The sequence below is a fragment of the Xenorhabdus mauleonii genome (assembly GCF_900113945.1).
Taxonomy (GTDB): Bacteria; Pseudomonadota; Gammaproteobacteria; order Enterobacterales; family Enterobacteriaceae; genus Xenorhabdus; species Xenorhabdus mauleonii.
In genome coordinates, this window is the sequence record NZ_FORG01000020.1 from 1 (window position 1) to 19,981 (window position 19,981).

A 19,981-nucleotide genomic window follows, 5' to 3' on the forward strand; every position below is an offset into this window, starting at 1 on the left:
CCTATTCTCCTTGGGAAAGAGGAATAAATGAAAATACGAATGGATTAATCAGGGATTACTTCCCAAAAGGAACCGATTTTAATAAAGTATCAGAACTGGAGATTAACCTTGTGGCAAACCGATTGAATAATCGTCCTCGTAAAACGAGAGGTTACAAAACACCTAATGAATTATTTAAAGGAGTGCCCTCTCATTTACTTCGTTCATTACGGTGTTGCGCTTAATATGTGAATCCAAGAAATTTATTTAATTTTGTTTTTTATTTTGGTCAAGATTGGATAATGAGTATTTATTATTGGCACCAGAATATTATATTTATAAAAAAATGGCAGATTTGCACTGGGTTTTAAAATATAGCACAGAACACAAAAGAACCAAGAATATATTATTATATATTTATAGAAATAATGTGCATTGTTTCTAATATCACACGGCTGAATTTCGGAGTTTTTATAGACGACATATAATCAGCATTACCGGGACGATTAAAGTTATTGGCACAATAAGCCTTCAATTGGTTCTATCTGAGTTAGAGCGGTAGCCAAAGTCGCCTCGAAAGCTCGATCATCCTATCGATAAAGAGGCAACCAGCTTATTTATTTAATGTCGCTGTTTAAACCATTTTTCAATATCTTCAATGACAATCGATGAATTATCTTCTTTTCCACTATTTTTAAAGAAATGATCAAGGCCGTCATAAGTCATAAAAGTAACATTTTGCTTGTTGATTTTATGTCGCATGTTGTCGAATGATTCAACATTAACATTGATATCATTCATATTTTGTATAATCAAAATAGGTGATTTTATTGATGATATGACAGCCTGATTATCAATGGATAGCGATTCTTTCCACCAGCGAATGCCGTGGGTACTCATAATAAAATCGTCCGGCAGCTTACCTTCTTTCATTAATTCAAGCAGATTTTTCAGATTTTTTACTTCATCATCTATTTTTGTTCCCTGATAATTCTTTATCGTACTGTAAATGACATCATCACTAAAATAGCGCCCACCCGCATTTATTGATATTGTTGCATTACTGACATCTGACTGTGCTGTCACTAAGTTGGCAATAATGGCGCCTTCACTTCCACCCAGTAATACTACTTTTTTATAATTCTTTTTTAAGAGATTTATAACAGCGATATAATCCGATACTCTTTTTTTAGGTGAGTCATTGAGCATGTAGGCTTTGGGGCATTTATCGTCTTCTATTTCTACATCATCCTGCTTTGATGTATTTTCATTTAATCCATATTTTTCAATCAGTAAGAGATCACTATCAGGGATAACTCGGCCAAATTTCTTTATCATCCTTTTATTTCTTATAACACTCTTACAATCAGATCCCTGAATAAGAACCAATAGGTTTTTAGATTCTCCGTTATTTCGCTGAAAGAGATAATAAGTAATATCTTTTTTATCATCAGATGCCAGCGTATGGGTAGAAAAATTACCGATGCTTTTAACAGGTAAAGAAAAAATCAAAATAGATAAAATAATAATATATTTAATCATGTGATTACTTCCCTCTAAATGAATAAAAAACATGCAACAAACAATTCTGATTGAAGAAGAATTATTTTAAGTATTTTTGCAATAAAAAAATGGCCACCTTTTAAGGCAGCCATTTTTCACCGTAGTTTATTTAGATATTAAATCCAGAAGAACCACGCAATGACAGAGATAATGGCTATACATGCCAGATTCAGCACGATACCCACTCTCACCATTTCCGATTGCTTGATATAGCCCGAGCCATAAACAATCGCATTAGGTGGTGTTGCAACAGGCAACATAAATGCACAAGATGCACCGATACCAATAATCATGGTCAGGACGATAACTGGCATGCCCAGTGCTTCTGCAACGGTAGCGAAGATAGGTACAAGCAGCGCCGCACTCGCGGTGTTACTGGTAAATTCTGTCAGGAAGATGATAAATGCAGCTATCGCAACAATGATGACAAACCACGGACTGGTGCCAAAAGTTGATGCCATGCCATTCGCCATCACTTCGCTGGCGCCTGAATTTTTCAAAACAGCGCTCAGTGTCAGACCGCCGCCGAATAGCATCAGTACGCCCCATTCTGTGTTGTTCTGAATCTGTGACCATGTTGATACACCCGTCACGCCAATCAGAATAGCCGCACTGACTGCAATAATGGTATCCAGATCTTTTACACCCCCCAGAGCATCACTAATAACAGAACTAAAAATCCAGCATACGACTGTCAGCGTGAAAATGCCCATGGCAATTAAGCGCTTACAATTCCACTCAAGATGTTCCAGTTTCAGGTCAAATTTGTGATTCAGATTCGGGCGCAGCATGACATACATCAATGCCACCATGACCGGCAGCAAGATGAGTACCATCGGTATGCCATATTTCATCCATGTGACGAAATCCATACCCAACTGTGCGGCAGCAATGGCATTGGGTGGGCTGCCAACCAATGTACCCAAGCCACCAATACTGGCGCTGTATGCAACCCCCAACAGAACAAATACGAATGTATTGCGTTCAGTACGCACATCCAAATTAGCCAGAATGCCGAGGATCAATGGCAACATCATCGCCGCAGTAGCGGTATTGCTTATCCACATGGAAAGCACTGCGGTAATGCCAAAAATCAATAACACCGCTACCGACAAACGCCCACGGGCAATCATCAGCAAGCGGTTAGCAATCAACCTGTCCAGACCTTGGATATGTAGCGCTGTAGCCAATGCAAAGCCACCGAAGAATAAAAATATAATCGGATTTGCAAAAGATTTCAGCGCGTCACCTGTATTCATCAACCCCATAACAACAGCCAGAATTGGAACACACAGTGCGGTAATGGTGACATGAATGGCTTCCGTGAGCCACAAAACACCAACAAATGCCATCAATGCCAAGCCTGCATTTGCTTTTTCCCCGTAAGGTAAAAACTTAAGCAGAACCACAAGCAAGATGATGTCCAGCGCGAGGATAATTAAACCTCTTTTACTTGAGGGCATAGGCCCAACCGCTGGCGCTAAAGATTCAGAAGCGTCCATGAAGACTCCGTAGAACAATGAAACATAACCCTGTAATGTAAAAAGAATAATTAATGAATCATTGCCATAAATGTTAAAGAATTACATTACATGTGAAATAATAAGGTGTCTTAACGACAAAGAAAATACTAGGTGAATGATTTTGGGATCTACCGCGCGGGATTTGTTTAATTTGTGAATAATTATTCTAAAATTAACGAAAAATTTCCAATAACTTCACAAGTTCGTTAAGTAATCAGGTAAATAATTCTATTTATAAAATAAAATTTTCTCTTATTAAAAAGGCGGAAGAGAGTTAACTCTTCCGCCAATACATAAATAATATTTATTTTTTATTGAAGCTTAGTCAGATTACGCTTGACCTTTGACTTCTTTCAATCCGTTGAAAGGTGCACGATTACCCAGTGCTTCTTCGATACGGATCAGCTGATTATATTTAGCAACACGATCAGAACGGCTCATGGAGCCTGTTTTGATTTGGCCTGCCGCAGTACCTACTGCCAAATCAGCAATAGTTGCATCTTCAGTTTCACCGGAACGGTGTGAGATGACCGCAGTATAACCCGCGTCTTTTGCCATCTTGATTGCAGCCAGAGTTTCGGTCAGAGAACCAATCTGGTTGAATTTGATCAGGATGGAGTTCGCGATACCTTTTTCGATGCCTTCTTTCAGGATCTTGGTGTTGGTTACGAACAAATCGTCACCAACCAATTGGATTTTGTCACCCAGCACGTTAGTTTGATAAGCAAAACCGTCCCAGTCAGATTCGTTCAGGCCATCTTCGATGGAAACGATTGGGTACTCTTTGGTCAAGCCTTCCAGATAGTGGGTAAATTCCTGAGAAGTGAAAGTTTTGCCTTCGCCTTTCAGTTCGTAATTACCGGTTGCTTCGTTATAGAACTCAGAAGCGGCGCAGTCCATAGCCAGAGTAATGTCTTTGCCCAGTACGTAACCTGCTTGTTCAACTGCTTCTTTGATTGCAGCCAGTGCTGCTGCGTTGGATTCCAGGTTTGGCGCATAGCCACCTTCGTCGCCCACCGCAGTGCTCATGCCTTTTGCTTTCAGTACTTTTGCCAGATTGTGGAATACTTCAGAACCAATGCGCACCGCTTCTTTCAGTGTGCTCGCGCCAACTGGCTGGATCATGAATTCCTGAATATCCACGTTGTTATCTGCGTGTTCACCACCGTTGATGATGTTCATCATTGGCAGAGGCATGGAGAATTTGCCTGGAGTACCGTTCAGTTCAGCGATGTGCTCATACAGAGGCATACCTTTTGCTGCTGCCGCTGCTTTGGCATTCGCAAGGGAAACAGCCAAAATCGCGTTAGCACCGAAGTTAGATTTGTTTTCAGTGCCATCCAGTTCGATCATGATTTTGTCGATGTTAGCTTGGTCTTTCGCATCCTGACCAACCAGAGCCTGTGCAATCGGGCCATTGACCGCAGAAATTGCTTTCAGTACACCTTTGCCCATGAAGCGAGATTTATCGCCATCACGCAGTTCCAGTGCTTCACGGGAACCTGTAGATGCGCCTGATGGCGCAGCAGCCAAACCAACGAAGCCACCTTCCAGATGCACTTCTGCTTCTACAGTTGGATTACCACGGGAGTCGATGATTTCACGGCCAAGTACTTTAACGATTTTGGACATTCGGTTTTCCTCAAATCACAAGTTAAATTTCGGGCAACAGGTTGAATCTAAAAACAAGAAAAAATAACTGCTTTTAAAGTCACCAGATTACAACCAACCCATTGCCCCATATCTTATTTCAACTGGCCTTTCTGATACTTGCCTGCTGCTTCAACAAAGCCGGCAAATAGCGGATGACCATCGCGAGGCGTTGAAGTGAATTCAGGGTGGAACTGACACGCCACAAACCATGGGTGAGCCGGGTTCTCAATAATTTCCACCAGTTTGTTGTCGATTGAACGGCCCGCAACACGCAAACCTGCATCTTCGAGGCGTTTCAACAACAAATTGTTCACTTCATAACGGTGGCGATGACGCTCAATGATGTCATCCTGACCATAAAGTTCACGCACCAAGCTATTTTCGGTCAGATGACACAGCTGGCCACCAACACGCATCGTTCCGCCGAGATCGCTCTCTTCGCTGCGAACTTCTAAGTTGCCGTTCTCATCACGCCATTCGGTGATCAGACCAACAACCGGTAATTTACATTCAGGTTCAAACTCAGTGGAGTTAGCGCCTGCCAGACCTGCAACGTTACGGGCAAACTCAATCAGAGCAACCTGCATACCCAGACAAATACCCAAATAAGGGACGTTGTTCTCACGGGCATAACGCGCAGTCATGATCTTGCCTTCAACACCACGGCCACCGAAGCCGCCCGGTACCAGAATCGCATCCAGGCCTTTCAGCATTTCAACGCCACGGGTTTCAACATCCTGTGAATCGATCAACTTGATGTTGACAGTCAGACGGTTTTTCAACCCGCCGTGCTTCAGTGCTTCAATCACTGATTTATAAGCATCTGGCAGCTCAACGTATTTGCCGACCATCCCGATAGTCACTTCACCGGATGGATTGGCTTCTTCATAAATGACCTGTTCCCATTCGGACAGATCAGCTTCCGGGCATTCGATGCTGAATCGTTTACAAATATAATCATCTAAGCCCTGAGATTTCAAGAGGGCTGGGATTTTATAAATGGAATCAACATCTTTTAAAGAGATAACCGCTTTCTCTGGTACGTTACAGAAAAGGGCGATTTTTGCACGCTCATTAGCTGGGATGATGCGATCTGAACGGCAGATCAACACGTCCGGCTGGATACCAATGGACAGCAATTCTTTCACGGAATGCTGGGTTGGCTTAGTTTTCACTTCGCCCGCAGCAGCCATGTAAGGCACTAAAGTCAAATGCATGAACAGGGTATTTTCGCGACCCACTTCAACCGCCATCTGGCGAATGGCTTCCAGGAATGGCAGGGATTCGATGTCACCAACAGTGCCGCCGATTTCTACCAATACAACATCATGGCCTTCTGCGCCACGAATGATGCGGTCTTTGATTTCGTTGGTGATGTGAGGAATAACCTGAATGGTTGCGCCCAAATAATCGCCGCGGCGTTCTTTGCGCAGTACTTCAGAGTAAACACGGCCGGTCGTGAAGTTATTGCGGCGTGTCATTTTGGTTCGGATGAAACGTTCGTAGTGACCTAAATCAAGATCAGTTTCAGCGCCGTCTTCGGTGACGAAAACTTCCCCGTGTTGGGTTGGGCTCATTGTGCCTGGATCGACGTTGATGTACGGGTCCAGTTTCATAATGGTGACATTGAGTCCACGGGCTTCGAGTATAGCCGCCAAAGAGGCTGCGGCAATGCCTTTACCCAGAGAGGATACGACCCCGCCGGTCACAAAAATATAATTAGTTTTCATGCTGAACCTGAAAGTTTAGGTTTAAAAGAATGATGAATATAACAGGACGGGAAAGCAGTATACCCTAACCTTAATTTCGCTACAAACCATCTAAGCAGGTTAACCTACCCAACAATCAGTTACATAGCGAAATAAACCTTCTGCTTTCCTTTTAAATTCATCAAGTTATTAGTATAAAAATTTTTCACCTGATTCAGGTTATTCAGCCTTTCATGCAACAGCCTTTTTGCTGTTTCTATACAATTTGTCGTGTTTACAGGCAATTTACCGTGATTGCAGCATTGCCGTAGTTACGATGCTAGGACTGCTGATCTTTAACCCGCTGCCACATTTCGTCCATTTCTTCCAGTGTAGCAGTTTCCAGTGACAAGCCTTTGTCGAGGATCAGTTTTTCGACGTTACGGAAACGCTTTTCAAATTTATTGCAGGCTTTTTGCAGCGCCATCTCTGGATCGTGTTCCAAATGACGGGACAAATTCACAACCGAGAACAATAAATCCCCCAGTTCTTCTTCCAGTCGGGCTTCATCAACGACGGCCTGCTGTGCTTCATCCATGACTTCATCAATTTCTTCATAGACTTTATCCAGCACCGGGCCAAGGGTATCCCAGTCAAAACCGACAGAAGCACAGCGCCGTTGGATTTTATATGCTTTCATCAACGCCGGCAGGCTGGCGGGAATATCATCCAGCACGGAATGTTGGTTTTTTTCTGCCCTTTCTGTGGTCTTACGCTGTTCCCAGCTTCCTGCCACTTCTTCGCCGTGGGTTTCGGCTTGTTGGTTGAAAATATGGGGATGGCGGCGCTCCAATTTATCACACACCGCCTCACAGATATCATCGAAATCAAATTGCTGCTGTTCTTGCGCCATCTGAGCGTAAAACACGATATGAAACAGCAAATCCCCCAACTCTTCTTTCAAGTCATTGGCATCATTGCGTTCAATCGCATCAAGGACTTCATAAGTTTCTTCCAGTGTATAAGGGGCGATCGAGGCCGAAGTCTGTACTTTGTCCCAAGAGCAACCATCCTCGGGATGACGCAATTGCGCCATAATCCCTTTCAGTCTTTCAATAGAAATAGGTTTCATCTTATCCATGTTTTAATCAGTTACCCTGTAAACGTCTGGCTTCAATAACATCAGGCAATTGATTGAGCTTCGCCAATACCCGCCCGAGCACTTGTAAGTTGTAGATCTCAATATTCATGTCAATGGTGGCAAGTTGCTGCTTAACATCACTCCGGCTGCTGACCCCAAGCACATTGACCTTTTCATTGGCAAGGATAGTAGTGATGTCTCGCAATAATCCACTGCGGTCATTGGCGAGTACCCGCACCACAAGGGAGTAGCCGCTGGAGTAGCTTTCGCCCCAAACGGCATCGACAATCCGTTCCGGTGAGCTGGCTTCCAGTTCAACCAGTTGATCACAATCAGCACGGTGAATGGAAATCCCCCGCCCGCGGGTAATAAACCCGATGATTTCATCGCCCGGAATTGGCTGGCAGCAACGGGCAATGTGATGCATCAGGTTGCCAACGCCTTCGACAACAACACGGCCATTATCTTTCGCTGTGCTGCGAGCGGCATGGGCTTTATTTTCCAGAGTGCGAAGTGCTTTGCGATCTTCTTCTTCCGCCGTGGTTTTGTTGAATTTGCTTTGCAGGAAATTCACTAACTGATGGATACGAATGTCACCAACACCGATCCCTGCCAATACTTCTTCCAGTGAATGGACGTTATAACGGGCAATCAGTTCTTTTTCAGCCTCTTTAAGCGTGATGCCCAAATGTGCCAATTCGTTATCCAGCATCTGGCGGCCGGCAAGGATATTCTTGTCACGATCTTGCTTGCGGAACCAGTTATGAATTTTCGCCCGACCACGGCTGGTAGTGACATAGCCAAGGTTTGGATTCAACCAGTCTCGACTTGGGTTAGGCTGCTTCTGAGTGATGATTTCAATCTGATCGCCCATTTGAAGCTGGTAGCTGAAGGGGACGATTCGCCCGCCTATTTTTGCCCCAATGCAACGGTGCCCGACATCACTGTGTATATGGTAGGCAAAATCCAGTGGTGTCGAACCGGTTGGCAGATCAATCACATCCCCTTTTGGCGTAAAGACATAAACCCGGTCATCAAACACCTGACTGCGCACTTCATCCAGCATTTCGCCGGTATCCGCCATCTCTTCTTGCCATGCTATCAATTTGCGCAGCCATGCAATGCGGCTTTCATAACTGCCGGATTTGCCGCCGCCAATCGCGGTGCCTTCTTTATATTTCCAATGTGCTGCAACTCCAAGCTCCGCATCATCGTGCATTTGGCGGGTGCGGATCTGAATTTCAAGGGTTTTGCCATTAGGCCCCAAGACAACGGTGTGAATGGATTGATAGCCGTTCGGTTTTGGGTTGGCAACATAATCGTCAAATTCATCGGGCAGATGACGATAGTGAGTATGCACTATTCCTAATGCGGCGTAGCAATCCTGCAAGCGATCGACAACAATCCGCACAGCGCGTACGTCAAACAGCTCGTCGAACGACAGAGATTTTTTCTGCATTTTGCGCCAAATGCTGTAAATATGTTTGGGGCGTCCGTAAATTTCACCGTTAATCCCTTCTTTCAGCATGTACTTGCGCAAGGTGGTGATGAATTTCTCGATATATTGCTCACGATCAATCCGGCGTTCATGCAGCAGTTTGGCAATTTTTTTATATTCATCGGGATGCAGATAACGGAAGCAAAAATCTTCCAGCTCCCATTTTAACTGCCCAATCCCCAACCGATTGGCAAGCGGGGCATAGATATTGGAGCACTCTTTGGCCGCCAGTACCCGCTCATCCTCAGTGGCATCTTTCACTTCCCGCAAATGGGCGATGCGTTCTGCCAACTTAATAATCACGCAGCGGAAATCTTCCACCATTGCCAATAACATCCGGCGAACGTTATCGACTTGCGTAGAACAGGTTGAATCGGTGTGAGTGGCTTTCAACTGGCGAATGGCATCCATTTCCAGCACGCCGGTCACCAGATTTGTAATCTCCTTACCAAACTTTTCTGTCACTGTTTCACTGTCGAGCAGTTTAGAATCAAGGATGGGGAAAAGTAGCGCTGCACGCATACTGTCATTGTCCATGCTCAATGTAGACAAGATCTCCACCATTTCCACACCGCGCCACAGCAATAATTCCGCATTGGGATGATCTTGAACTTTTTCGTGACAGTAATGCCAGGTTTCAACCAATTTTTCACTCGATTGTGGATTGGTGATATTTAAACTCGCGATCCACTTATCGACAGCGAATTCCCCCGCTGGCGTAAGGTGCGCACTTCTTACCGCAACCATAATTTCTCCCTACTCGATAACCATTGGCTCATGGCTGACCATTATTTGCGGCCATTCGTTTCATGAATAAATGCTTCATTGGCAATTGGTTCACGAACAAACAGCGCCATGGACTCCAGATGGCCGGTGTGCGGAAACATATCCAGCATCCGCACACTAACAAGATGATAACCAGCCTCCAGCATAACTTTGCTGTCCCGCGCCAGAGTTGTGGGATTACAGGAAACGTAAACCACTTTTTCAGGGGCCAGTTTTACTATGTGTGACATGACACCCGCAGCGCCTGCGCGGGCGGGATCCAACAAGACTTTATTGAATCCCAACGCAGCCCAAGGCTGCTGATGAATATCCGCTTCCAGATTTTCATGGAAAAAATCGACATTCTGGAGTTTATTTAACTGAGCATTATATTGCCCACTCGCGACCAACGCGGCAACCCCTTCTACGCCTACCACCGATCGCACCTTAGTCGCAATCGGCAGAGTAAAGTTTCCCATCCCGCAAAATAGATCCAACACCCTGTCCGTTGGCTGCAAATCCAGCCATGACAGTGCCTGAGCGACCATTTGCTGGTTAACCTCGTCATTAACCTGAATAAAATCCTGCGGGCTGAATACTAATTTTAAACCATTTACCTGATACCAGGGTTCATCTTGCACCTCAATCAAAGGCTCAAGTGTTTTTTCATCCCCCGCCAGATAAATTTTCACATTATTCTGCACTGAGAAAGTGCGTAGCTTCTCCCTGTCTTCGTGCTTTAAAAGATCAAGGTGACGCAATACCAGCAGTGGGCCATTATCAGCCAGCACCAGCTCAACATGCCCCAGCCGCTTGACGGCTTTCAATTGGTTCAGGCACTGAGACAACGGTTGCAATAACCGTTCCAGATCTGGATGCATGACGGAACAATACTCAATGTTGACCAAATCATTGCTCTGGCTCTGGCGGAATCCCATCAGCAGAGTACGTTGCTTGGCATGATATTGCAGACCGAGCCTGGCCCTGCGTCGATAGCCATATTCCGGACCATGAATAATGGGATGTGCGCTGATGCTGATGCCCGTTTCCCGCTGGATCAGGTGTTCCAATACGCTAGCTTTTGTGTCGGCCTGCAACCCGATGGCAACGTGTTGTTGCTGGCATCCGCCACACGCCTTGAAATGCGGGCAGCGGGGTGTAACACGATGCGGGCTGTCTGATAGCCGTTTCACCACCTTGGCCTTCGCGAACTGGCGTTTTTCTTCTGTCAGTTGGATCTGGGCCTGCTCACCCGGCAATAATCCTGAAATAAAGATAGTTTTTCCCTTATGACGGGCAATGCCTTGCCCTTGGGCATCGAGGTTATCTGCGGTAACTGAAATAATGCCTCGGTTTACGGAACGACGATTTGGGGAGTAAAATTGCACCATGATTCTGACTGACTTTAAGAAATTTAGTTTTGATTTTCCCACAATGGACGCCTATGACCAAATATAGCCTACGCACCCGTATGATGAGCCTGATATTGGTTCCTGTTTTACTGGTCGGAACGCTTGTGAGTATATCATTTATCTCATACCGCTATTATGAGTTGAAGAGCCTGATAGTCCGCGCGGGGATCAGTATTATTGAACCGCTATCCATCGCCAGCGAAGTGGGCATTAACTTAGACAATCGCAGGCGGGTTAAGTCATTGATAAACAGCCTGCACCGACGGAACTCTGAAATTGTCAGGGCAATTGCAATTTTCGATGAGCATCATAAATTATTCGATATTTCAAACAACAAATATGATGTCAATCGCCTGAGATTAACTCCCGAGGAGCCAATTCCGACCTCATTAACCAAAACTGAGTATGGAAGTAGCATTATCCTGAAGATGCCCATTATCTCAGAAACCCTCACATCTCAATCATGGCAAAACGCGGCCAGCAGTGCGCAGCCCATCGGCTATATCGCGATTGACTTGGATTTACGCGCAGCCCAGCTCCAGCAATACAAAGAAATTGCCACCTCAATTATCTTGTTGATTCTGTGTTTGGGAGGAACGGCCTTATTTGCCTACGCATTGGTGCGCAAGGTGACGCAGCCACTGAATTGTATGGTTGAAGTGGTGGATCGCATCCGGCAGGGGCAACTGGATAGCCGCGTAACCGGTGCCATGCCCGGCGAGCTGGCAGCCCTCCAGCATGGCATCAATACCGTGGCAGGTTCGCTTTCTAAGTACAAAGATGAAATGCAGCTCCACATTGATCAGGCCACGTCTGATTTGCAAATCACCATGGAGCAGTTGGAAATCCAAAATGTTGAATTGACCCTCGCCAAAAAGCGGGCACAAGAAGCAGTCAGGATTAAAACGGAATTTCTCGCCAATATGTCCCATGAATTGCGCACACCGCTGAATGGTGTCATTGGTTTTACTCGCCAAATGTTAAAAACGCCCATCACATCCCAACAGATGGAATATCTTTATGTCATTGATCGTTCAGCCAATAATCTACTTAAAATCATCAATGACATTCTGGATTTCTCCCGGCTGGAATCCAACAAGCTGGTTTTGGATCAAGTCCCTTTTCTGCTGCGGGATACTGTCAATGAAGTGATTGAGCTGCTGACCCCTGCCGCCAGCGTGAAAAATCTGCCGCTGTATCACCATATTGATGACGAATTGCCAAACCTGATGATTGGTGATCCGATTCGTTTGCAGCAAATACTCATCAATTTGATTGGCAATGCGATTAAATTTACGGACAAAGGCTGTGTGACGTTGGATATCAAATTACGCCAGCATCAGCATCACCTTGTGCAAATTGATTTCGCTGTTACCGATACAGGTATCGGCATTAAGCCCGAATATCGCCCGATACTGTTTCAGGCCTTCAATCAGGCAGATGCCAGCATTACCCGTCATTACGGCGGAACCGGGCTTGGCCTGAGCATCACCAAAAGGTTGGTCAATGAAATGAAGGGGCAAATTGATTTCATCAGTGAAGTAGCCAAAGGAACTGTGTTCTATTTTGATATCTGGCTGGAAAAAGAAGAGCTTTTATTGGATTCACTGTCAAAAGATCTGCCTGTCTTTTCTGCGGCCGCACGCTTGCCGATGACGGTCATGGCCGTTGACGACAATCCCGCCAATCTTAAATTGATTGGCACATTGTTAGGTGAACAAGTTGAAAATACGTTGCTGTGCAGCAGCGGCATGGAAGCATTGGAAATGGCGGAAAAGCATGCTTTGGATCTGATTTTGATGGATATCCAGATGGCGGATATGGACGGAATACAGACATCCAAGCAGATCCATCAATTGCCCCGACATAAGACAACACCTATTGTGGCTGTCACGGCTTTTGCCTGCAATGAGGCAAAAAACACGCCATTTATCGATTGCCTTACCAAGCCTTTGGATGAAAACCGTCTGAAAACATTATTGAATCAATTCAGTCCACCGGAAAGAAGCGGTCAACAAGACAAACCTCAAGCCATCGATTGGGACATGGCGCTGAAACAAACTGCGGGTAAAGAATCACTGGCGAGGGAGATGCTGGAAATGCTGCTCCAGACATTGCCTGAAATAAAAAATATGATTGAACTCGCCTTGCTCCCTGACGGCGGGGTGACTCGCAACCACTTTCAGCATTATATCCACCAATTGCACGGCAGTTGTTGCTATAATGGTGTCCCAAAACTGAAAGCGATTTGCGAAGTTGTCGAAAAACAGCTGCAACAAAACATTGATTTACTCGATCTGGAACCGGAATTACTGGAATTCATAGATGAAATCAATCATGTCATTGAGGCCGCGCCCGATATTCTCCGAGCAACCAAGCCCCTTATTTCGTTACCATAAACTTGCGATATTCCTCGTAAGCATAATGGTCAGTCATGCCACTGATATAATCCTGAATGAGACGTGCCCGATAATAGAATTCGATAATATCTTTGTCAGCTTCATCAGTGGCTACTATCCCCTCCACCGCTTCGTTATAAGCCAGACGATGCTTGGTGGAAAGCTTGTGCAACAGTCGGGTTTCAATAAAGAATTTAGTGTGAAAATTATTTTGGTTCAGCTCCATGAAATCCTGTCTGGACATCTCCAGCAAAGGGCTATAAACGTCCAGCAACCCGTTGATAATCCGGTAACCCTGCAATTCCAGCTCTTCCACTTCCTGATGGTTAAAAACACGGGTACGCGTAACACTTTTCAACGTCTTCAATAAGCGGTGCTCTTCGCCATCCCCTTCCAGCAAGGCATGGTTAAATGTGCCTGCATAGATTTCCGGTAAATTCTCAATGAACAAGCGGGAAGTATAAGGAACCAATTTTCCCGTGATAAATACCCGCAAATACATAAAAAATTGTTCATGGATATTGCGGCGAACTTCATTATTGGCCGTTTTCTTATGGGCTTGCATCACCGTGGATTCAAACAAATCGCCTTTCCTGTGGCCTCCATTTTTCTCCCACTCTGCTTTCAGATACTCCACCAACTGTTCGACATTAAAAATGCCTTTTTCAACGGCATCGTCCAAATCAGCAATGCAATACGAAATATCGTCCGCCGCTTCCATAATGTATGTCAGCGGGAAGCGACAAAACTCCCCCATTTGCAACTCTTTTCTCAACTCTTGGATGAAACTGTTTTCTGACCAGTAATATCCCTTTTTCTTCATCAAATAACTGAATTCAGGAAGAGGCGGATCAAGGCGATAAGCCGGGCAAGTATATTTCAAGATACAGCCAATCTGGGCATAAGTGAGATTCAGCCGCAACAGATTATGGGCCAGACGAATAGCCTGAGCATTGCCTTCAAACTGGCATAAATCCTTGCGCAGTTGCCGTCGGAAGAGATCTTTCTTTTCTTCTCCAGTCAGCCGCAATGCCGCCACATTACAGCCATCCTGCCGATTTTCTGTGTTGAGCGAATAATCTGGATCCAGCCGCCGTGAAAACCAGTCTTTAATCGCAGCTTCCCCAAAATGGCCGAACGGAGGGTTGCCGATATCATGCATTAAACAGGCCATTTCAATCAGGCTTTCAAACGCAAGTAAGCGCTCACCTAACCCGTATTCTTGCAGCACACCTTGCTTTGTCAGCTCTGAAATAATCGTTTTTGAGATATAGCGACCGATTTGCTGCACTTCAAGTGAATGTGTCAATCGGCTGCGCACAGCCGCATTGCGCTCCAAGGGGAATACCTGCGTTTTCTGCTGCAACCGGCGAATCGCGGCTGAGTTAATGATTCGCCCGCGATCACTCTCAAATTGGCGTGTCACATGATCTTCATCATCAGAATGGATAGAAGATTTACTGAACTTACGCTGGTAATTCAACTTCTGTTTGAAATCAATCTTAGACATCAGTCCCCCATACTAAATGAAACGATGATTTAGAATTGAGCTCTCCGGTAAATGCCCATTCAATGATACACTTTCCGACTAAATCAACCGGTTAATAAAAAGTGAGTATGACACAATGAAAATAGGCGTAATAGGTGCAATGGAGCAAGAGGTGACTTTGTTGCGTGACCAGATTGAAGGTCTGCAAACATTGTCACGGGGCGGATGTGAAATCTATACCGGAAAATTGAATGGCGTCGACATCGCCTTGCTGAAATCCGGTATTGGTAAAGTTTCTGCCGCGCTTGGAACCACGCTATTGATGGAACATTGCCAGCCAGATCTCGTGATTAATACCGGTTCCGCCGGCGGCCTTGACCCTAAATTAAAAGTGGGTGACATCGTTGTTTCCGAAGAAGTTCGCTACCACGATGCCGATCTTACTGCATTTGGCTATGAAGCCGGACAGATGGCGCAGTGCCCAGCTGCATTCATTGCTGACAACGCATTGATCACACTGGCTGAAAAATGCATCCAATCCCTCAACCTCAATGCAGTACGTGGCCTGGTTTGCAGCGGCGATGCCTTTATCAATGGTTCAGAACCATTGGCCCGCATTCGTGCCACTTTCCCGCAAGTCGCGGCCGTTGAAATGGAAGCAGCCGCTATTGGCCATGTTTGCCATCAATATAAAGTGCCTTTTGTTGTTGTGCGTGCCATCTCTGACGTTGCCGATCAAGAATCCCATATCAGCTTTGATGAATTTTTAGTTGTTGCTGCTCGCGAGTCCACCCGAATGGTCAATGCCATGCTGACTGAACTCAGTAAACAATAAATCACCCGTTGAACGTGGAGCATTAATCATGAAATCATTTTTAAAAATTTCTCCTTATCGAACTATTTGGCTGACCTTTTTATTTCTCCTGTATAGTTTCAGTGCTCCACTTCATGCCGTTGCTTCCCGCGTCATCAGCCTCGCGCCATCCACAACAGAACTGGCTTATGCATCAGGACTCGGCGATCAACTTATTGCAGTCAGTGCTTACTCCGATTACCCCGAAGCGGCTAAAAAACTGGAACAAGTTGCTGATTGGCAAGGCATTAATGTAGAAAGAATTATTGCCCTGAAACCCGATCTGATTCTGGCATGGCGTGGCGGCAATCCCCAACGCCCGCTGGATCAACTGGCCTCTTTGGGAATTCCGATTTTTTATTCTGATGTAAAACAAGTAGAAGATGTTGCCACAGAGCTGGATCGTCTGGCTGAATATAGCCCGTATCCTGATGTTGCCAAGAAAGCGGCAGCAGATATTCGTTATAAATTCGATACGTTAAAAAAGAATAATGCTAACCGGACACCCAAACAGGTATTTTTACAGTTTGGCACAAATCCCATTTTTACTTCATCCAAACACTCTATCCAAAGTGAAATTGTCTCTGTCTGCGGAGGAAAAAATATTTTCTCTGACAGCCCCGTTCCATGGCCACAGGTTAACCGTGAGCAAGTCCTTACCCGAAAACCGGAAGTAATTGTGATAGGTGGGACAGAAGAGCAAAAACAACAAATTATCGATTTTTGGCGACCACAAATGAATATCAATGTGATTGCCCTGAATGATGATTGGTTTAGTCGCGCAGGGCCAAGAATTATTTTGGCTGCTGAAGAGTTATGCAATCAATTTAGTAAGATCGATAAAATAAAAAGATAAAAAGTCAGGGCAAGAACATAACGTTTCATTTCTTGCCCAACATCTGGAAACCTGCAATTCGCTCAGGCCCTAGCTCCACAGAACAGATAGTAAAATGAATTGGACAAGCATTCGGAGCGAATGCGAATACTTAGCCATTATTCTATCCCTATAAATAGCTCTATTTTTCCGTTCTGGTGAAAGACTTCATAGTCCGTCTTCCAGCTACGCTGATACAGGCAGTCAGTTTGCTCAAAATAGCGCCAGGCCGCCTGTTGCCAGAGTTGGAAAACTGGATTGCCTTCACTCATCAAACCAGAAAAAATGATATACCGACCTGCTGCCAGCTCGACTCTATCAAACGATAGCGCTTTCCTGAATGTTGTCACCTTCTTGCTCTTTTGCTTCTACTGCGGCAATGACGTCAAACTGCCCGCTGGCATCAGATTCGTCATTAGAATAAACACCATAGACAACATTGCCTGCCAACTGTTCAGGATAGATATTTTGAGAGAAATGCTGCCAAAGTGGCATAATTTTGGCAGTCGCTGCATCCACTTCATCTGCGTTTTTCGTACGCGTAGATGTCCCTATTAAAGATAGGACCGGACAATCAACAACTTGCATCTTGTTATCACCTTTACTTCACTAATAAAGTTTTCGTATTTTTATAAGCCTGATAAGTTTTGGGCAAAGCACTCTCTTTCAGCTCAAACCATGCCTTTAAGGCCTCATTCTTACCCTTTCCTTGGTTTTCACGGTCAGATAAGTAATCACTGATAAAGTTATTCATTCTGGCTGATGGGATCTGCGGCAGCCGTCCTTGCTTTTTTTTTCAGGCTGGCAAGGTGGGCAACCAAATCGCCATAAGTGATCGTTTTTCCTTCACCAATACATTGCTTGCGCCAGTGATTAAGCCAGTACCACTGACCGGATTTATCGGCTAATGCGCCAAACTGTTGCTCAACCGCAGCCAATAGAAACGATTTGGTCTTTTTATCACTAATATAGTTAACCACGAGAGTATCCAGCGTGAGCAAATCACGTGCGGCGCTATTTTTTCGGTTAGGAACAGCAACGGGAAGTTCACCAGAATAGCCAAATAAATGCGCTTTAATGTGCAGTTCAAGCTCATTTTTTTTCAGATTACCCACGGTAATACCTAACGTTTTAGCAAACGCTTGAAGTTCTTTAGCGTAAAAGTAACTGCCATCAAACTCTTCCTGACTCATCCCCTGATATAGCTTACTTACGTCTTCTCCTTACTGTTTTAACGACGCCGAAACAGCCTCATCTTGTTCAATTGCCGTTAATGTTAAAGTCGCAATTCGCTCCAAGAGCAGCTGCATAACCTGCCACGCCTGCTCACAGATTGCCTGTAATTCGATGCTGCGTTGGTGAGTGATATCCTGATAAAGCTCACAATCCAGCAAAACGTGCCCGTAATCTAACGTTGTGTGCTAATTCATCATGCCCTAACGCTTCTGGAAAATGCTCAAGGAATAAAAATGTAAACTTTATATTTTTACTCTTCGCCAACTGTAATACTCCATTATTCTTACTAACAATCATCAATTTTTCATGTAACGCTTTTTCCAGCTTCTTAAATAGCTCATTACGCTATTCAATTTTTTCTATTTTCATCACGATTACATGACGTAATTATTTCTTATTTAAACAAGAAGCAACCTATACAAGATTAATTAACCTGAAAACCTGCAATTAATACCTTATCAAAATATTCAGTATTCATATGAGCCATTGTTGTTTTGAGCCTGATACTGGCTTCGATTTTTCCAGCCTTCAGCCCCGTCAAAACAATATATTTAAAAACAATACATCAAATAAAGGATAACTGATTTTGGCAGACTGACGAGGATTTGTGAGTTCACTAAGATGGTAAGAAAAAGTATCGAATTTTATGAAGGTGTTTCCGCAAAAAGAGTATAACATCGCAACTCATTCGTGGATCAAATAGGTTAACATTGGTTAAATAGCGTTCTCGAACTTACCCTCGAATAATCACCCTGCTATATCGTAAGACTTTAGAGTAAGCCAATCACCGTAAAAGGAATATATCAATAATGAGTAAAGCTTTTTACCGGAGAGCTGAATTTTATGCCCTCACCGCCGCTGCATTGAACGGTACACTTGGTGTTTTGACCCACTTTGGCCTGAATTCAGGCATTAGCCACCATCAGATAGCATTCTGGAAATGTTTTATTGCTTTTTTGATCCTGATGGCATATTGCATGGTAAAACCTTCTGAGCGAAAAACCGTCTTCGCTTTACGACATAAAAGTCTGCAATTTGCCATACTTGCGTTTTTTGGGATCTTTTGTCTCTATTTCTTCGAAACTTGGGCATTTAAAGAAGCACCAATCCCGCTGGTCTCTTTTTTGGTTTATGCCTCAGGTGGCATTACGCTCATTCTCTCTTCGCTGTTTTTAGGCGAGAAAATGGGGGTCAATAAATGTCTATCATTCGGGTTAATTATTATTGGCGTCTACTGCCTGTTTAATTTTGCAGGGCAAACTTCCGGCAATTATACAGGCATTGTACTGGCATTGCTGGGTGGGCTGGGATATGCATTATTTATCTTTCTCTCAAAACTCATGAATATCGGCAGTGGCATATCAGTACTGCTCTGGTTATTCGGTTTCGGCAGCATTTATCTTGCTATTCCAGCCATCCATGAAGGGCTGCAATTCCCTTCCGGTATCGCATTACTGATGATATTGGGGCTTGTGCTACTCCCCTCCATCGGCGGGTTTTACTTTACGACCAAAGCCGTGGAAGAAGGCGAAGCCAGCAGTGTACAAATCACTGAAACCAGTGAACCCCTATTCTCAACGCTACTCGCATTTCTCATCATCGGAGAAACGTTAGACTGGATAGGGACATTGGGGGCACTTTTCATTATGTCAGGTTTGGTGGTCAGTATTCTTAAAAAACCCCGTGAACCACAGTTGATTTCGTCATGACTGAAGCATGATCACAGTTTCTGACAGAAAGTGTGATCATGCGGAAAATCTGCATCAGAATATGATGAGCCTCATTCCTGATCAACCAATACACCGATGGTGAATGGTTATCATGAGAATAAGAATCTGGCATAAGAACCACATAAATTGAAACATTTTACCCATTAAAATGGTATGGAATGTCGGTTCTTATGCTTCA

General features: G+C 44.5%; 18 protein-coding genes. 5 read left to right on the forward strand and 13 right to left on the reverse strand.

Features of this window, described 5'->3' with window-relative positions:
- Positions 1-224, forward strand: a 224-nt coding sequence (locus tag BM100_RS16380) for an IS30 family transposase (RefSeq protein ID WP_139216979.1), incomplete at its 5' end; no start/stop codon positions are given.
- A gap of 376 nt (positions 225-600) precedes the next feature.
- Here BM100_RS16380 and BM100_RS16385 read toward each other — a convergent pair.
- From BM100_RS16385 to rlmD, 7 genes are all read right to left on the reverse strand, one after another.
- The gene (locus BM100_RS16385; RefSeq protein WP_169924737.1) at positions 601-1,521 is read right to left on the reverse strand and encodes an alpha/beta hydrolase family protein; all 921 of its coding nucleotides are present in this window, start codon (positions 1,519-1,521) and stop codon (positions 601-603) included.
- A 137-nt stretch (positions 1,522-1,658) separates the two neighbouring features.
- Positions 1,659-3,044, reverse strand: coding sequence for an SLC13 family permease (locus BM100_RS16390; protein ID WP_092512881.1), 1,386 nt, complete (start codon positions 3,042-3,044; stop codon positions 1,659-1,661).
- 351 nt (positions 3,045-3,395) lie between these two features.
- The gene (eno, locus tag BM100_RS16395) at positions 3,396-4,697 is read right to left on the reverse strand and encodes a phosphopyruvate hydratase (protein WP_092512883.1); all 1,302 of its coding nucleotides are present in this window, start codon (positions 4,695-4,697) and stop codon (positions 3,396-3,398) included.
- Positions 4,698-4,810: 113 nt separating this feature from the next.
- Positions 4,811-6,448 carry a glutamine hydrolyzing CTP synthase gene (gene pyrG / locus BM100_RS16400; RefSeq protein WP_092512885.1) on the reverse strand — a complete coding sequence of 546 codons (1,638 nt, stop codon included), beginning with the start codon at positions 6,446-6,448 and terminating at the stop codon, positions 4,811-4,813.
- Positions 6,449-6,746: 298 nt separating this feature from the next.
- On the reverse strand, positions 6,747-7,547 hold the full coding sequence (gene mazG / locus BM100_RS16405) for a nucleoside triphosphate pyrophosphohydrolase (protein ID WP_092512887.1): 801 nt from the start codon (positions 7,545-7,547) through the stop codon (positions 6,747-6,749).
- Between the two features lie 7 nt (positions 7,548-7,554).
- Positions 7,555-9,792, reverse strand: a complete 2,238-nt coding sequence (relA, locus tag BM100_RS16410; protein WP_092512889.1) for a GTP diphosphokinase — start codon at positions 9,790-9,792, stop codon at positions 7,555-7,557.
- A gap of 41 nt (positions 9,793-9,833) precedes the next feature.
- Positions 9,834-11,201: a 23S rRNA (uracil(1939)-C(5))-methyltransferase RlmD gene (rlmD, locus tag BM100_RS16415; protein ID WP_092512991.1), complete on the reverse strand. Its 1,368-nt coding sequence runs from the start codon at positions 11,199-11,201 to the stop codon at positions 9,834-9,836.
- 53 nt (positions 11,202-11,254) lie between these two features.
- Between rlmD and BM100_RS16420 the strand changes: the two genes are divergently transcribed.
- Entirely contained in the window at positions 11,255-13,621 is a 2,367-nt protein-coding gene (locus BM100_RS16420) for an ATP-binding protein (RefSeq protein WP_092512891.1), read from the forward strand.
- On the opposite strand, the gene dgt is transcribed toward BM100_RS16420, so the two are convergent.
- Entirely contained in the window at positions 13,605-15,131 is a 1,527-nt protein-coding gene (dgt, locus tag BM100_RS16425) for a dGTPase (protein ID WP_092512893.1), read from the reverse strand. The two genes, BM100_RS16420 and dgt, sit on opposite strands and share 17 nt — an antisense overlap.
- Positions 15,132-15,246: 115 nt before the next feature.
- On the opposite strand from dgt, the gene mtnN reads away from it, so the two are divergent.
- Positions 15,247-15,945, forward strand: coding sequence for a 5'-methylthioadenosine/S-adenosylhomocysteine nucleosidase (gene mtnN / locus BM100_RS16430; protein WP_092512895.1), 699 nt, complete (start codon positions 15,247-15,249; stop codon positions 15,943-15,945).
- A gap of 28 nt (positions 15,946-15,973) precedes the next feature.
- The gene (btuF, locus tag BM100_RS16435; RefSeq protein WP_092512897.1) at positions 15,974-16,819 is read left to right on the forward strand and encodes a vitamin B12 ABC transporter substrate-binding protein BtuF; all 846 of its coding nucleotides are present in this window, start codon (positions 15,974-15,976) and stop codon (positions 16,817-16,819) included.
- A 137-nt stretch (positions 16,820-16,956) separates the two neighbouring features.
- On the opposite strand, the gene BM100_RS22645 is transcribed toward btuF, so the two are convergent.
- The 5 genes from BM100_RS22645 to BM100_RS23150 are packed head-to-tail and all read right to left on the reverse strand — an operon-like array spanning position 16,957 to position 18,231.
- A complete protein-coding gene (locus tag BM100_RS22645; RefSeq protein WP_139216980.1) occupies positions 16,957-17,187 on the reverse strand; it encodes a hypothetical protein in 231 nt (76 codons plus the stop codon).
- On the reverse strand, positions 17,156-17,425 hold the full coding sequence (locus tag BM100_RS16440) for a GyrI-like domain-containing protein (RefSeq protein ID WP_092512899.1): 270 nt from the start codon (positions 17,423-17,425) through the stop codon (positions 17,156-17,158). The genes BM100_RS22645 and BM100_RS16440 overlap by 32 nt, the downstream gene beginning before the upstream one ends.
- 13 nt (positions 17,426-17,438) lie before the next feature.
- A complete protein-coding gene (locus BM100_RS23645) occupies positions 17,439-17,591 on the reverse strand; it encodes a hypothetical protein (RefSeq protein WP_244896540.1) in 153 nt (50 codons plus the stop codon).
- Positions 17,584-18,030 (reverse strand): SAP domain-containing protein, encoded by a 447-nt coding sequence (locus tag BM100_RS16445; RefSeq protein WP_244590675.1) that lies wholly within the window; start codon positions 18,028-18,030, stop codon positions 17,584-17,586. Before BM100_RS16445 ends, BM100_RS23645 begins: the two co-directional genes overlap by 8 nt.
- Positions 18,031-18,060: 30 nt before the next feature.
- Positions 18,061-18,231: a hypothetical protein gene (locus BM100_RS23150; protein WP_169924738.1), complete on the reverse strand. Its 171-nt coding sequence runs from the start codon at positions 18,229-18,231 to the stop codon at positions 18,061-18,063.
- A gap of 651 nt (positions 18,232-18,882) precedes the next feature.
- Between BM100_RS23150 and BM100_RS16450 the strand changes: the two genes are divergently transcribed.
- The gene (locus tag BM100_RS16450; RefSeq protein ID WP_092512901.1) at positions 18,883-19,782 is read left to right on the forward strand and encodes a DMT family transporter; all 900 of its coding nucleotides are present in this window, start codon (positions 18,883-18,885) and stop codon (positions 19,780-19,782) included.
- Positions 19,783-19,981: the final 199 nt, after the last annotated feature.